Source organism: Streptomyces goshikiensis (assembly GCF_014650555.1).
GTDB lineage: Bacteria > Actinomycetota > Actinomycetes > Streptomycetales > Streptomycetaceae > Streptomyces > Streptomyces goshikiensis.
In genome coordinates this window covers 567,242-580,252 of sequence record NZ_BMVE01000003.1, presented here as the reverse complement: position 1 = coordinate 580,252, position 13,011 = coordinate 567,242, and the positions used below count along the sequence as shown (strand labels likewise).

Sequence of the window (13,011 nt, the reverse complement as noted above, 5' to 3'; positions counted from 1 at the left end):
ATCCGATCCACAAGCGGTAACACTGGGTGAGGAAGAACATCAACCAGCCTGCGGAAGGACGGCACATGTCAGTGAGCACCGTAGTCATCCTCAGCGTCGTCGCGGTCGTCGTCGCGGCTCTCGCGCTCGCGCCACCGGTGGCGGCGCCCCGGGCGGGCACGCGGGCGACCGGCCGCGGCCGTCGCCGCGCCGAACCGGGGACGGGGCGGCACGGGCGGCGGCGCCTGCGGACCGTACCGCAGCCGCGTACCGGCGAGTACCGCAGGAGTGCGGGCTGACCGGCGCGAACTGCGGCCGCCCGCGGTCGGAGCAGGAGTCCGAGCGGTCCGGATCCCCGGGTGAATAGAATCGGCTCATGTCGAAGCCTGACGAGCTGCTCGTGGACGTCGCCGCCAAGGTCGAGTCCGAGCAAAGCAATCAGATGTCCCTCACCGTGGTCACGGGTGGCGCTGTGATCACCGGCCGGCTGGCTCCCGAAGCCGTCTGGAGGCAGCGCGTGTCGGAGGTCCTCACGGACTCGCCTCGCCTGAGCGAGTTCTCCGACGTCTTCACCGCCGCCCCCCGGCGGGAGGGGCCACCCACCCATCTGCACTTCCACGTCGCCAGGATCCTCCAGGGCCCGGTCGGGATCCCGGAGACGGGCGGCATGTACCGCGTCTCGATCAAGGACGTCACCGGCTGGACCGTCGGCGACTTCAGCTACTCCGACCACTGAACTCCGCGACCGCGGAGACCCGATGACACGCGGTGGGGCCCGACCGGTACGTACCGGTCGGGCCCCACTGTTGTTCCGGGTTCCGCGGGCGTCCTGCGGCCCACGGCGCCGTCAGTCAGACGGACACCGGGCTGCCGAGCATCGCTGAGGCCCGCTGGAGCGGGGTCAGGGCGGGCTCGGGCGCGGCGGCGGCCTGGGGAAGGCCGCGGCAGGTGAAGCCGAGGAGGGTCATGGCCCGGACGACCTCACCGGCACTGAAATCGCGCCGGTCCTGCCGGGTGATGATCTGGCCCACCTGCTTGACCGGGTACTGACGGCGGCCGATGATCACGGACTCCCCGGCGATCGGCTCGGGCTTGACGCCCTTCATCGACTCCAGCACCCCGCTCTTGGTGAGGTCGAACGGGAATCGGGCGATGACACAGCGCATGGGACCTCACAAGGGGAGGGGCCGGAAGGCGTTCCGACCGGGGTACGGCGGCAACGGGCGAGGGCGCGGGTGTTCTACGCCGCGTCGAAGGCCGGCTGTCGCGCCGGACGGGCGCGGCGCCGGCCCCGGGAGGGGGCCGCGGAGCGCCTGGGGCGCTCGGCCACCGGGGCGGTGATGACCACGGGGATGCCCGACGGGGTCCGGGCACCGGTGATCCGGCCGAGGGCCTCTTCGCCCGAGCGGACCTGGGTGGTCAGCGGCACGATGCCCGCGGCGGCCATGAGGCGGTTCATGTCGCGCCGCTGCGCCGGGGTGACCAGGGTGACGACGCTGCCGGACTCCCCGGCGCGGGCGGTACGGCCGCCGCGGTGCAGGTAGTCCTTGTGGTCGGTGGGCGGGTCGACGTTGACGACGAGGTCGAGGTTGTCGACGTGGATGCCCCGGGCGGCGACATTCGTGGCGACGAGCACGCTCACGTGCCCGGACTTGAACTGTGCCAGGGTACGGGTGCGCTGCGGCTGGGACTTCCCGCCGTGCAGGGCCGCCGCGCGTACGCCGCTGCTCAGCAGGTCCCGCGTCAGCTGGTCGACGCCGTGCTTGGTGTCCAGGAACATGATCACGCGCCCGTCGCGGGCCGCGATCTCGGTCGTCGCCCGGTGCTTGTCGGCTCCGTGGACGTGGAGCACGTGGTGCTCCATCGTGGTGACGGCGCCCGCGGACGGGTCCACGGAGTGCACGACCGGGTCCGTCAGGTAGCGGCGCACCAGCCGGTCGACGTTGCGGTCCAGGGTGGCGGAGAACAGCATCCGCTGGCCCTCGGGACGCACCTGGTCGAGCAGGGCCGTGACCTGCGGCATGAAGCCCATGTCGGCCATCTGGTCGGCCTCGTCCAGGACCGTGACGGCGACCTGGTTCAGCCGGCAGTCGCCGCGGTCGATGAGGTCCTTGAGCCGGCCGGGGGTCGCCACGACCACTTCGGCGCCGCCACGCAGCGCGCCCGCCTGCCGGCCGATCGACATCCCGCCGACGACGGTGGCCAGCCGCAGCTTGACGGCGCGGGCGTAGGGGGTGAGCGCGTCGGTGACCTGCTGGGCCAGCTCCCGCGTCGGTACGAGGACCAGCGCAAGCGGCTGGCGGGGCTCGGCGCGCTGTCCGGCGGTCCGGGCCAGCAGGGCGAGGCCGAAGGCGAGGGTCTTGCCGGAGCCGGTCCGCCCGCGGCCCAGGACGTCGCGTCCCGCGAGGGTGTTCGGCAGCGTCGCGCCCTGGATCGGGAACGGGACGGTCACGCCTTGAGCGCCGAGCGCGGCGAGCAGCTGCTCGGGCATGTCGAGGTCGGTGAACGTCTCAACGGCGGGCAGCGCGGGGGTGATCGTCTTGGGGAGGGCGAACTCGCCGCCCACCGGAACGGGACGACGGCCGCCTCGCTGACTGGAGTGTGTACGCGTGTGGGTACGGGTGTGAGTACGGTTCATACGGAACCTTCCTTGATACGGCACATATCAAGGAATTCCCGCAGCAGCGTGGGGCGCGGAGAATTGCGTGAATGGACCGAATGGAATACGAAGACAATGCGGCGCCAAGGCGCCGGAAATGCGTGCAGCTGAGGCCCGCACCCCTGAAGGATGCGGGCCCCAGCTACGAGTGATGCGTCAAAATCAGGCGGGAACGATGTTCTCCGCCGTCGGGCCCTTCTGGCCCTGCGCGATGTCGAAGGTGACCTTCTGGCCTTCGAGCAGCTCACGGAAACCCTGGGCGGCGATGTTCGAGTAGTGGGCGAACACGTCAGGACCGCCACCCTCCTGCTCGATGAAGCCGAAGCCCTTTTCCGCGTTGAACCACTTGACGGTACCTGCAGCCATTTTCAAAACTCCTCTGGGGCAGTGCATCGGGATCCGCACTGTGCGAACACCGCGTCGCTGCGATGATTGCCCCACCGGAAAAGTTTGGGAACCACAACTGCAACTGAGATCGACAGTAGCACGCTCCGGTGGTTTGTGGCCGCCAAATAATCCCGCTCTACCCTTGGGGTAAAAACCCGCCCCCGACGGCACATTGAAATCTCATACGGCGGGCACAGATATTGATTCCTCCCGGCCGTAGCGTTCTCGAAAACCTCCGCCGCGCGGCGCGTGTCCACCCGGCCGTCGAGTCGTTCATGCGGGTATGGCCACGACGCACTCCCCGCCCACCACCACGGCGCGCCACCGGGGCACGGACGACGGAGCCCGGGCCATGCGCATACCCCGGCAGCCGGCCCACGCCCTGAGGTCCGCGCCGCTCTACGACGAGCTGGCCCGCGAATGGGCCGCGCGCGGCGCCACCGTGCCCGGACTGCCGGACCCGGTCTGGCAGCAATTGGTCTCTTGGGAGTACTTCCAGCGCGAGATCGCCGCCGTGGTGCGCGATCTGCACCTGCGCGGCGCGGAACCGGTGCCCGAGCCCGGCGCCCCGCCCGCCCCGCCGCGCTGGCAGCGGGTTTGAGGGCCGGGCCGGGTGCATGGACGCGGGGCGGCAGGGCAGGCGAGGCAAACAGGAGACAGACGTAGGAATCCCATCCCCGAACCGGGAGACAGCCGATGGCTCCCCCGATCCAACACCTTGAGCTGCCGCGGCATCCCGGCGCGGCCGTCCGGGCCCGGGAGGCGACCTCCCGGTTCCTGGGCGAGGCCGTGCACCGCGGCCAGAAGGTGACACCGGCCGCGGCGGACATCACCCTGCTCGTCGTCAGCGAACTCGTCACCAACGCCGTCCGGCACACCCGCGGCCCCTGCGTACTCGACCTCGCGGTCAGCGACGGGGCGATCTGGATCGGCGTCACCGACACCAGCCCCACCCCGCCCCAGCCACGCCCGCCACACGTCGAAGGCACCGGCGGATGGGGCTGGATCCTGGTCAACCACCTCGCCCAGCACATCACCGTCCGGCCCTCCCCTCACGGCGGCAAGACCATCCACGCCCGCATTCACGCCACGGTGTGAAGGACGCGCCTGGTGCGACGCGCGCACCATGTGACGCGTGTTGCTGCTGTGATCGGGAAGGCTGGCACGTATGTTGCCGGAAGCCATCGTTCCAGTACGTTCCCTGGTCCGCCGCAGTCGGGAGCCGATCGTCGTCCAGACGTTCCGCTCGACCGCGGCGGCCGTCGTGGCCTACGTCGTCGCGCTCTCGCTGAGCAGTGAGCCGGCGCCCCTGACCGCGCCGCTGACGGCGCTGCTCGTCGTCCAGGTGACCCTCTACACCACGCTCACCACGGGCATCAGACGCGTCAACGCGGTCGTCGCGGGCGTCCTGGTGGCCATCGGGTTCAGCGCGCTCGTCGGGCTCACCTGGTGGAGCCTGGGTCTGGTCATCCTGACCTCGCTCGTCGTCGGCCACATCGTCCGCGTCGACGAGTTCGTCCCCGAGGTCGCGATCAGCGCGATGCTGGTGCTCGGGGTGACCCGGGTCGCCGCGACCGCCTGGGACCGGGTGCTGGAAACGCTGATCGGGGCCGTCGTGGGGCTCATGTTCAACCTCTTCCTCGCCCCGCCCGTGTGGGTGGCGCCCGCGAACGAGGCGATCCGGTCACTGTCCCGGCGCATGGGCGACCTGCTCTTCCACCTCGGCGCCGAACTCGCTGAGCACACCCCCGTGGAGAAGGCTGCGGCACGCCTGCACGAGGCGCGCCGGCTGGACAGCGACATCACGCGGGTGGACTCGGCGCTGCGGCAGGCCGAGGACAGCCTGCGCCTCAACCCCCGGGTCAAGGAAGGGCTCCTCTTCCGGCTGGTGCTCCGTACGGGGCTGGACACCCTGGAGATCTGCGCCGTCGTCCTGCGGGTCTGCTGCCGCACCATGACGGACCTGGCCAAGGAACGTACGGACGGCTCGCTCTTCCCGGACGAGGTCGCTGAAGCGTTGCGGGAGCTGTTCGGGCACATGGCGGTCGCGGTCGAGAACTTCGCGGTGCTGATCACCGCCCAGATCAGTTCGAGCGCGGAGGAGGCGGAGACCCGGTTGAGCCAGGAACTGGACGCCGCCCGCGCCAGCCGCGAACGGGCCGCGCGGCTGCTGCTGGAGGAGGCGCGCTCGCGCCCCGGTCAGTGGCAGCTGTACGGTGCGCTGCTCGCGGAGGTGGACCGGGTGCTGGACGAGCTGGGCGTGGAGAAGCGCTCCCAGCGACTCGTGGAGGAGCTCGACCGGCACTCGCGGGCGCGGCGCACCCGGGCCCCGAGGCTCCGGCGGCTGTGGGAGCGCCGGACGGCCGCCGAGCGCTGAGCCGAGCCGTACGCGCGGCTTCCCCGCCGCCCGGACGGCCCGCCGCAACCGGCGGCCGGGGTCACCGCTCGGCGTGCCCCTGGAAGGCGCGGCGGTAGGCGTTCGGGCTGGTGCCGGCCACCCGCCGGAAGCGGTCCCGGAACGCTGTCGGGGAGCCGAAGCCCACCTGGGAGGCGATCCGCTCCACGGGGTGGCCGGTGTTCTCCAGCAGGTACTGGGCCTGGCGGATCCGGGCGCGGTGCAGCCACTGCAAGGGCGAGGTGCCGGTCTGTTCGCGGAAGCGGCGGTTGAGGGTGCGCGTGCTCATCCCGGCCCGGCCGGCGATCTCGTCGAGGGTCAGCTCGTGGTGGACGTTCTCCTCCATCCAGCTGAGCAGCGGCTCCAGTTCCGACCCGTGCGGGGTGGGCGGCTGTTCGTGGACGATGAACTGCGCCTGCCCGCCCTCGCGTTCCAGCGGCATGACCGACAGCCGGGCGGCGTCTGCGGCGACGGCCGAGCCGTGGTCGCGCCGGATCAGGTGCAGGCACAGGTCGAGTCCGGCGGCTGCTCCGGCCGAGGTCAGCAACCGCCCGTTGTCGATGTAGAGGACGTCGGCGTCCACCTCGATACCGGGATACCTGGCGGCCAGCGCGGGGGCGGCCATCCAGTGGGTGGTGGCGCGCAGCCCGTCCAGGAGCCCGGTGGCGGCGAGCACGAAGGCGCCCACGCAGATCGACGCGATCCGGGTGCCGCGGCCGGCCGCCCGGCGCAGCGCGTCGAGGACCTCCGGCGGGAGGGGTGCGTCGAGGTCGGCGACCCCGGGCAGCACGATGGTGTCCGCCTCCGCCAGGGCCTCCAGCGGCCAGGGCGCCCGGAGCGCGAAGGCGCCGGCGTCCACCTCCGGGGTGGGCGCGCAGACGCGGACGCGGTAGGCCGGGCGGCCGCCGGGGAGCCGGGTGCGGCTGAACACTTCGATGGGGGTGGACAGGTCGAAGGGGATGACTCCGTCCAGGGCGAGGACGGCGACGGTGTGCATGGCTCGATCCTAGATGGCCCCCGGATTCCCGCCAAGGGAGGCGGGGAGGGCTCTCCGCTGCGCCGACCCCGGTGAGGGCTGCTGATCGGCTCTTTCCGGCGGCTGGCGGGAATCCGTTGGAGCCTGGCAATTGCGCCACTGCCGGGCACGGGCGGCCGCGCATACCGTCGGTTCCGGCGCCCCGGGCGGGCGCCGGAACCGACGGAAGGGAACGCTCCTGATGCTGTGCCAGATCGTGCTGTTCGACGGCTTCGACCCGCTGGACGTCATCGCCCCCTACGAGGTGCTGTTCGCCGGATCGATGGCCGCTCCCGGGCAGCTCAGCGTCGAGCTGGTCTCGGCCGAGGGGCCGCGCGAGGTGCCCTCGGGCGCGGGGCTGCTCACGCTGCGGGCCACCGGCCGGCTGGATCCGCGGCGGGCCGGGCTGGTCCTCGTACCGGGAGCGGTGGGACCGCTCGGCGCCGGCGCCGACGCGGGCGGCCCCGGCGGCGAGGACACGGTTCCCGCCCTGTTGGCGCGCTCGCTCTCCACCGGGCTGCCGGCCCTGCTGAAGGAGGCGCTGGAGCGGCCGGGGACGATCGTGGCCACCGTGTGCGGGGGCTCGCTCGTGCCGGCGATGGCCGGGCTGATCGAGGGCCGTCACGTCACGACGAACCACCTGGGCCTGGACGCACTGGCCGCCACAGGCGCGGTCGCGGTCGACGCCCGCATCGTGGACGACGGCGACCTGGTGAGCGGCGCGGGCGTCACCTCCGGCCTGGACCTCGGCCTCTATCTGCTGGAGCGCGAGCTCGGGCCGCGGATCGCGCACGCCGTGGAGCGGCTGTTCGCCCACGAGCGCCGCGGCACGGTGTGGCGGGCCACCGGGCCGGTCCCGGCTGCGTTCTGACACCCGCCCGCCCCTTGCCCTCCCGGCCCTCCCTCCCGATCACCCTGGAAGCTTCCCCGTGACGAAATTCCTGCTCGCCGTCCATGTCCTGGCGGCGATCATCGCGATCGGCCCGGTCACCGTGGCCGCAAGCATGTTCCCCGCCGCCGTACGGCGGGCGGTGGCCTCCCCCGCCGACCCCGCCGGGCCGGCCACCGTACGTACGCTGCACCGGATCTGCCGGGTCTACGCGGTGATCGCCGTGGTCGTCCCGGCGTCCGGCTTCGCGACGGCCAAGAGCCTGCACGTGCTCGGCAGCGCCTGGCTGATCACCTCGATCGCGCTGACCGCCCTGGCCGCGGTTGTCCTCGGCGGGCTCGTCCTGCCCCGCCAGGAGGCGACTTTGGACGCCCTCGACGCCCCGGCCGGCCCGCCGGAGGGCGCCGACCGCACCTCCCGCCAACTGGCCCTGTACACCGGCGTGTTCAACCTTCTGTGGGCCACCGTGACCGTCCTGATGATCATCCGCCCGGGCTCCACCACGGGCGCCTGACGGCCCCGGCCCCGCCACCTCGGCCGAGTGCCTGGTCCGGCAGCAGCGGCGCGGGGGCGGTCAGGCGGCGGGCGGAGAAATCTCCTGGCGGACCGGGGAGGTGCCCGTTAGGGTCTGTCCCGATGATCACTCCTTCTGCTCTCAGACGGGGGGTCCCCACCGCGCAAGGTGAGTGCTGATGCTCACTGAGACCGCGATGGGAGATTCCCGCCTTTCCCTCTGGCTGCGCGTGCGCGAGTTCGCCGTGCCGCCCTCCATGATCGAGACCGCGACCGCCCGCCGCCGTGCCGGGGACTGGGCCGGGGCGTGCGCCGCCGCACGCGTCGACCTCGACTTCAACCCGCGTGACCTGGCGCGCACCCACGGCCGGGAAATCGCCGCCCGCATCCGGGACGACCTCCGCCACCTCGCTCCCGACCTGCTGCGCTGGCACATGCCGAGGATCGCTCCCGACGGACTGCTGCGCCCCGGACTGACGCTCGCCCTGGCCCGGTACGAGGTCGCGGGGCGCGGCGTACGGCCGGTGCACCTGGTGGCCCGCACTCCCCCGGCCTGGGCGGACGCCGGTCAGCGGATCGGCATCGGGCTGTGGGACGGGTCCCTCGACGAGCCCGCTGCCCGCCGGCATCCGCATCCCCACCCGCACCGCCGGTTCCGCCTGGACCTGCACCGCCACCTGTGGGACGCCCGCAGGGCCGGGGAGTTGGGCCCCCGGTCCGGGGGCGGCGCCCCGCCGGGCCCGGCGCCGCAAGAGCTGGTTGCGCGGCTGCTTGCGCCGGACCACCGCTGTGCCGTCGACCGGTGGGCGGCCGAGGCGGGGATGCTGCTCCGCGCCGAGGGCCTGCCCGCCGACGGGGCCGTCACCGTGCGGCTCGCGGCCCGGCACCGGCTGGACCTGCGCCTGGTGACGGATCCAGGCGGCGCCGGTCCACCCCGCCTGCGGATCACGGCGTCCTCGGAGGGCGGCGGCGCCGCCCTGCCCGTACTGCCCGACGCGGCGACCTGGGTGCTGCCCGACCTGGAGCTGCTGCGCACCGGGGCGATCGGGGCGGACCGGCTGCACCCGCTGGTCGCCGCGGCCCTCGTACCGGGCCACGCGCCCGCCGCCGCCCCGTCCCGGACGGCGGACACGGCGGGGCGGCCGCACCTCGTGGAGTGCCGGGGCGCCCGGCACCGGATCGGCCTGGTCGACGGGGTGCTGGCCCCGCTCGACCACGATCCCGCCGAGATCCGACGGGAGGAACTGCTGGTCGCGCTGACCGGTACTCCGCTCCCCTGCCTCCAGGTGATCGACGCCGCACACCGCCGTCCGGACTGCCTCGCCGGCGTCCGCGAACGCCTCGACCACGGCGACACCGCCGGCGCGCTCGCCATCGTGGAAGGCCTGCTGGGTCCCGAGGCGCTGCTGCGCGAGGGGCCCTTGCGGGACGAGCTGGAGTCCGCCGCGCAACGGCGGATCACGTACGGCCTGTTCAGGGCGGGTCTGGCCGGGGCGGAACCCGGTCCCGCACCGGACCGCGGCCGCAGCGGCAGTGGCGGCCGCCGTTCGCGCCCGCGTCGCACGACCCGCCGCTGACCCCCTTTTCCTTGCACCACCAACTCCTTCAGGTGATCACACATGCCCTCATATGCCCCGCTCGATGTGGCCGGCGAGCTGCTGGACCTGCTCCGCGACACCACGACCGAACCGCGCCCGGACACCCAGCTGGAGGCCCTGTCCCTGGCCGTGGCCGCCGACCTGCCCGTACTGCTCTGGGGCGAGCCGGGGATCGGCAAGACCGCCGCCCTGACGCAGCTCGCCGAGTCCCTGGACCTACCGCTGACCACGGTGATCGCCAGCGTGCACGAGCCGTCGGACTTCTCCGGCCTGCCCGTCATCGGGGACGATCCCGCGGTGCAGGGCGTGCCGATGGCCCCGCCGGACTGGGCCGTACGCCTGGTACGGGCCGGCCGCGGCCTGCTGTTCCTCGACGAGCTGTCCACCGCCCCGCCGGCCGTACAGGCCGCCCTGCTCCGCCTCGTGCTCGAACGGCGCATCGGCGCGCTGCGGTTGCCGCCCGGCGTCCGGATCGTCGCCGCCGCGAATCCGCGGTCGTCGGCGGCCGACGGCTGGGAGCTGAGCCCGCCGCTGGCCAACCGGTTCGTCCATCTGCAGTGGACCCACGACCACGAGGTGGTGGTACGGGGTCTCGGCGGCACCTGGCCCCGGGCGACACTGCCGCGGCTCGACCCGGAGCGGCTGACCGGGGCCGTGGACCTCGCCCGGCGCGCGGTGTGCGGGCTCCTCACCACCCGCCCGACGCTCGTGCACCGGCTGCCCAGCGGCGAGAGCGGCCGGGGCGGCCCCTGGCCGTCCCCCCGGAGCTGGGACATGACCCTGCGCCTGATCGCCTTCGCGACCGCGGCCGGCTCCTCCCGGGAAGTGCTCTCCCTGCTGGTCAGGGGCTCCGTGGGGGACGGTCCCGGACTGGAGCTGCTGGCGGGCCTGGACCGGATGGAGCTGCCCGACCCCGAGGAGCTCCTCGGGGACCCGGCGGGCGCCGTCCTGCCCGAACGGGGCGATCTGCGGCAGGCCGCGCTCGACGGCGTGGTCGAAGCGGTCCGCCGCCGCCCCGAGCGTTCCCGCTGGGACGCGGCGTGGACGCTCCTGGTCCGGGCGCTGGAGACCGGGGCGCCGGATCTGGTGGTGGTCCCCGCGACCGCGCTCGCCGCGCTGCGCCGCGCGGAGTGGGACGTACCGGAGGCGATCGAGCGGCTCGCCGGTGCGGTGGACCTCTCGCGGCGGGCGGATCGCGCCACCGCCCGGGCCGTGGCCGCCGCGGAAGCCGGGCGATGACGGGACTGGCGGTGGGCGGCCTGGACCGCGACAAGCTCTTCGCCGCCCGGCTGCACGCCACTCGGGTGCGGCCCTACCTGGCGACGGCGCTGTTCGCCCTGCACGTGGTGGAGTCCCGCCGGGTCCCGACGATGGCCGTCGACCGGCACTGGCGGTGCTACGTCTCGCCGGCGTTCGTGGACCGGACGCCGGTGGAGGAACTGGCCGGGGTGTGGGTGCACGAGGTGTCACACCTGCTGCGTGACCACCACGGGCGCGGTGACCGGGTCGCTCGGGAGCGCGGGCTGCACGGCCCGGGGGAACGGCTGCGGATGAACATCGCGGCGGACTTCGAGATCAACGACGACGTGTTCGGCGACGGGCTGGTGCGGCCCGAGGGCGCTGTGGATCCGGCGTCCGTGGGGCTGCCCGAGGGCCGGCTCATGGAGGACTACCTGCGCCGGTTCGGACTCGGGCCGCACACGGCGCACATGGCCTGGCTGGACTGCGGCAGCGGGGCCGACGGCCGGGAACGGGAGTGGGACCTCGGCCCGGACGGCGCGCACGGCCTGAGCGAGCAGGAGAGGGACGCGGTCCGCTTCCGGGTGGCGCAGGGCATCGCCGGCCGGCCGGGGAGCACCCCGCAGGGGTGGAAGCGGTGGGCGGAGGAGGCGTTCCACCCGCCGCAGCCGTGGCGGGAGTTGCTGGGGGCGGCGGTCCGGTCGGCCGTCTCCGGTTCCGGCGCGGGCGAGGACTACTCGTACGGCCGCCCGTCGCGGCGCTCGGCCGGGGTGCCGGGCGCGGTGCTGCCGAGCCTTCGGCGCAGGCCGCCCCGGGTCTGCGTGGTCATCGACACCTCCGGGTCGGTCAGTGACGCCGAACTGGGCAGCGCGCTGCTCGAAGTCGCCGCGATCGCGCGTGCCGTGGGCGGCCGGCGGGACCTGGTCACCGTGGTGCCGTGCGACGCGGCGGCTCGGATCGCGCACCCGTTGTGCAGCGCCGAGGGGATCCCGCTGCTGGGAGGTGGCGGTACGGATCTCCGTACGGGCTTCGCCAAGGCGCTGCGGTCGTCGGCCCGGCCGGATGTCATCGTGGTCCTGACCGACGGGCAGACGCGCTGGCCGGGCTCCCGGCCGCCGTGCCGGACGGTGGTGGGCCTGTTCCCCCGGTCCCGCTCGGCCGGCTCGTGGGACGAAGGGGACCCGGACTACGTCCCGGACGGACCGCCCGCCTGGGCACGCGTGGTGGACATCGGGTAGGCCCGCCGGCGGCGCGGGAGGCGGCGGCGGGAGAGCCCCGGCCGACAGGGGTGTTTTCCGCCAAATCCACCGTTCCACCCACCCCTGCGGACACTCTCAGTAGCGTGTGTCTCACAAGTGGTGCGGTGTCCCGCCGAACGGGGCGCCGGCCGTGGACGGAGCAGCGAGGGAGCGGTCGACGATGGCGAATGTGGAAGTCTCGTTGAAGGAAACGATGGCCTCGATCGAGGGCGCGCTGGGAGCCGCCCTGGTCGACTACACCAGCGGCATGGCCCTGGGCACGCTCGGCGGCGGGAAGGACCTCGACCTCACGGTCGCCGCCGCCGGCAACACCGATGTGATCCGGGCCAAGGTCCGCACCATGGAGATGCTGGGTCTGAACGACGAGATCGAGGACCTGCTGATCACCCTCGGCAGCCAGTACCACCTCATCAGGCTCCTCAAGGGCCGCGGGACCACCGGCCTGTTCCTGTACGTCGTGCTGGACAAGGGGAATTCGAACCTGGCCATGGCCCGTCACCAGATCCGGCGCATCGAGGCGGCCCTGGAGCTCTAGTCCTCCTTCCGGCCCACGCATGCCCACTAATTGAAGATTTCTTCAATCGGGCACATCTGAAACCGGTCAAGCAGGGGCGCGCGTGGGCCCGGTGGACGCGATGATGAGGACCGGCGGCTGAACTGCTGGACGGTCGGCCAGGGCGCCGGCTTCGCGGCGGCGCGTACGGAACAACAAGCGACGGCGGGAGCGTTGGTGGGCATGCAGGTACCCCTGTACCAGGCGAAGGCCGAGTTCTTCCGCATGCTCGGGCACCCGGTCCGCATCCGCGTCCTGGAACTCCTGCAGAACGGCCCCGTGCCGGTACGGGACCTCCTCGCCGAAATCGACGTCGAGGCCTCCAACCTCTCGCAGCAGCTGGCGGTGCTGCGGCGCTCCGGGATCGTCATCTCGATCCGCGACGGCGCGACCGTCAGCTACGCCCTGGCCGGGGGCGACGTGGCCGATCTGCTGCGCGCCGCCCGGCGCATCCTGACCGAGCTCCTGGCCGGCCAGAGCGAGCTCCTCGCGGAGCTGCGCCAGACGTCCGTGGAGCGCTGAGCG

The 13,011-nt window shown here is 73.2% G+C and carries 16 protein-coding genes; 12 read left to right on the top strand and 4 right to left on the bottom strand.

The window, feature by feature from the left end; genetic code table 11:
• The first annotated feature begins 71 nt into the window (after positions 1–71).
• Both IE248_RS12755 and IE248_RS12750 read left to right on the top strand, forming a co-directional pair.
• On the top strand, positions 72–278 hold the full coding sequence (locus tag IE248_RS12755; RefSeq protein WP_037799033.1) for a hypothetical protein: 207 nt from the start codon (positions 72–74) through the stop codon (positions 276–278).
• 77 nt (positions 279–355) lie between these two features.
• Positions 356–715, top strand: a complete 360-nt coding sequence (locus IE248_RS12750; protein ID WP_008743744.1) for a hypothetical protein — start codon at positions 356–358, stop codon at positions 713–715.
• Positions 716–830: 115 nt separating this feature from the next.
• On the opposite strand, the gene IE248_RS12745 is transcribed toward IE248_RS12750, so the two are convergent.
• The 3 genes from IE248_RS12745 to IE248_RS12735 all read right to left on the bottom strand — a co-directional run bounded on the left by IE248_RS12745 (position 831) and on the right by IE248_RS12735 (position 3,004).
• Positions 831–1,145 (bottom strand): SCO5918 family protein, encoded by a 315-nt coding sequence (locus IE248_RS12745; RefSeq protein ID WP_073798780.1) that lies wholly within the window; start codon positions 1,143–1,145, stop codon positions 831–833.
• 74 nt (positions 1,146–1,219) lie between these two features.
• The gene (locus IE248_RS12740) at positions 1,220–2,617 is read right to left on the bottom strand and encodes a DEAD/DEAH box helicase (RefSeq protein ID WP_190030766.1); all 1,398 of its coding nucleotides are present in this window, start codon (positions 2,615–2,617) and stop codon (positions 1,220–1,222) included.
• 183 nt (positions 2,618–2,800) lie between these two features.
• The gene (locus IE248_RS12735) at positions 2,801–3,004 is read right to left on the bottom strand and encodes a cold-shock protein (protein ID WP_008743748.1); all 204 of its coding nucleotides are present in this window, start codon (positions 3,002–3,004) and stop codon (positions 2,801–2,803) included.
• Positions 3,005–3,308: 304 nt separating this feature from the next.
• Between IE248_RS12735 and IE248_RS12730 the strand changes: the two genes are divergently transcribed.
• From IE248_RS12730 to IE248_RS12720, 3 genes are all read left to right on the top strand, one after another.
• Positions 3,309–3,626, top strand: coding sequence for a hypothetical protein (locus IE248_RS12730; protein WP_100580781.1), 318 nt, complete (start codon positions 3,309–3,311; stop codon positions 3,624–3,626).
• Positions 3,627–3,721: 95 nt separating this feature from the next.
• Positions 3,722–4,123 carry an ATP-binding protein gene (locus IE248_RS12725; RefSeq protein ID WP_008743750.1) on the top strand — a complete coding sequence of 134 codons (402 nt, stop codon included), beginning with the start codon at positions 3,722–3,724 and terminating at the stop codon, positions 4,121–4,123.
• 70 nt (positions 4,124–4,193) lie between these two features.
• Positions 4,194–5,402, top strand: a complete 1,209-nt coding sequence (locus IE248_RS12720; protein ID WP_037795317.1) for an FUSC family protein — start codon at positions 4,194–4,196, stop codon at positions 5,400–5,402.
• A 61-nt stretch (positions 5,403–5,463) separates the two neighbouring features.
• Here the strand turns inward: IE248_RS12720 and IE248_RS12715 are convergent, their stop codons facing one another.
• Positions 5,464–6,417: a GlxA family transcriptional regulator gene (locus IE248_RS12715; RefSeq protein ID WP_190030765.1), complete on the bottom strand. Its 954-nt coding sequence runs from the start codon at positions 6,415–6,417 to the stop codon at positions 5,464–5,466.
• Between the two features lie 220 nt (positions 6,418–6,637).
• Between IE248_RS12715 and IE248_RS12710 the strand changes: the two genes are divergently transcribed.
• The 7 genes from IE248_RS12710 to IE248_RS12680 all read left to right on the top strand — a co-directional run bounded on the left by IE248_RS12710 (position 6,638) and on the right by IE248_RS12680 (position 13,008).
• Positions 6,638–7,306, top strand: a complete 669-nt coding sequence (locus IE248_RS12710; RefSeq protein WP_100580783.1) for a DJ-1/PfpI family protein — start codon at positions 6,638–6,640, stop codon at positions 7,304–7,306.
• A gap of 58 nt (positions 7,307–7,364) precedes the next feature.
• On the top strand, positions 7,365–7,838 hold the full coding sequence (locus tag IE248_RS12705) for a DUF2269 family protein (protein ID WP_100580784.1): 474 nt from the start codon (positions 7,365–7,367) through the stop codon (positions 7,836–7,838).
• Positions 7,839–8,016: 178 nt separating this feature from the next.
• Positions 8,017–9,414, top strand: a complete 1,398-nt coding sequence (locus tag IE248_RS12700; protein WP_190030764.1) for a hypothetical protein — start codon at positions 8,017–8,019, stop codon at positions 9,412–9,414.
• Between the two features lie 42 nt (positions 9,415–9,456).
• A complete protein-coding gene (locus IE248_RS12695) occupies positions 9,457–10,674 on the top strand; it encodes an AAA family ATPase (RefSeq protein WP_100580785.1) in 1,218 nt (405 codons plus the stop codon).
• A complete protein-coding gene (locus IE248_RS12690; RefSeq protein ID WP_037799024.1) occupies positions 10,671–11,912 on the top strand; it encodes a vWA domain-containing protein in 1,242 nt (413 codons plus the stop codon). The genes IE248_RS12695 and IE248_RS12690 overlap by 4 nt, the downstream gene beginning before the upstream one ends.
• Positions 11,913–12,093: 181 nt before the next feature.
• Entirely contained in the window at positions 12,094–12,468 is a 375-nt protein-coding gene (locus IE248_RS12685) for a hypothetical protein (protein ID WP_037799022.1), read from the top strand.
• Between the two features lie 201 nt (positions 12,469–12,669).
• Positions 12,670–13,008: an ArsR/SmtB family transcription factor gene (locus IE248_RS12680; protein ID WP_037800290.1), complete on the top strand. Its 339-nt coding sequence runs from the start codon at positions 12,670–12,672 to the stop codon at positions 13,006–13,008.
• Positions 13,009–13,011: the final 3 nt, after the last annotated feature.

Excerpts from the sequence above, each read along its gene's own strand:
- IE248_RS12695 (WP_100580785.1), top strand. The coding sequence starts at position 9,457 with ATGCCCTCATATGCCCCGCTCGATGTGGCCGGCGAGCTGCTGGACCTG.
- IE248_RS12680 (WP_037800290.1), top strand. The coding sequence starts at position 12,670 with ATGCAGGTACCCCTGTACCAGGCGAAGGCCGAGTTCTTCCGCATGCTC.
- IE248_RS12690 (WP_037799024.1), top strand. The coding sequence starts at position 10,671 with ATGACGGGACTGGCGGTGGGCGGCCTGGACCGCGACAAGCTCTTCGCC.
- IE248_RS12700 (WP_190030764.1), top strand. The coding sequence starts at position 8,017 with ATGCTCACTGAGACCGCGATGGGAGATTCCCGCCTTTCCCTCTGGCTG.
- IE248_RS12730 (WP_100580781.1), top strand. The coding sequence starts at position 3,309 with ATGGCCACGACGCACTCCCCGCCCACCACCACGGCGCGCCACCGGGGC.
- IE248_RS12685 (WP_037799022.1), top strand. The coding sequence starts at position 12,094 with ATGGCGAATGTGGAAGTCTCGTTGAAGGAAACGATGGCCTCGATCGAG.
- IE248_RS12740 (WP_190030766.1), bottom strand. The coding sequence starts at position 2,617 with ATGAACCGTACTCACACCCGTACCCACACGCGTACACACTCCAGTCAG.
- IE248_RS12745 (WP_073798780.1), bottom strand. The coding sequence starts at position 1,145 with ATGCGCTGTGTCATCGCCCGATTCCCGTTCGACCTCACCAAGAGCGGG.
- IE248_RS12715 (WP_190030765.1), bottom strand. The coding sequence starts at position 6,417 with ATGCACACCGTCGCCGTCCTCGCCCTGGACGGAGTCATCCCCTTCGAC.
- IE248_RS12725 (WP_008743750.1), top strand. The coding sequence starts at position 3,722 with ATGGCTCCCCCGATCCAACACCTTGAGCTGCCGCGGCATCCCGGCGCG.
- IE248_RS12720 (WP_037795317.1), top strand. The coding sequence starts at position 4,194 with ATGTTGCCGGAAGCCATCGTTCCAGTACGTTCCCTGGTCCGCCGCAGT.
- IE248_RS12735 (WP_008743748.1), bottom strand. The coding sequence starts at position 3,004 with ATGGCTGCAGGTACCGTCAAGTGGTTCAACGCGGAAAAGGGCTTCGGC.
- IE248_RS12750 (WP_008743744.1), top strand. The coding sequence starts at position 356 with ATGTCGAAGCCTGACGAGCTGCTCGTGGACGTCGCCGCCAAGGTCGAG.
- IE248_RS12710 (WP_100580783.1), top strand. The coding sequence starts at position 6,638 with ATGCTGTGCCAGATCGTGCTGTTCGACGGCTTCGACCCGCTGGACGTC.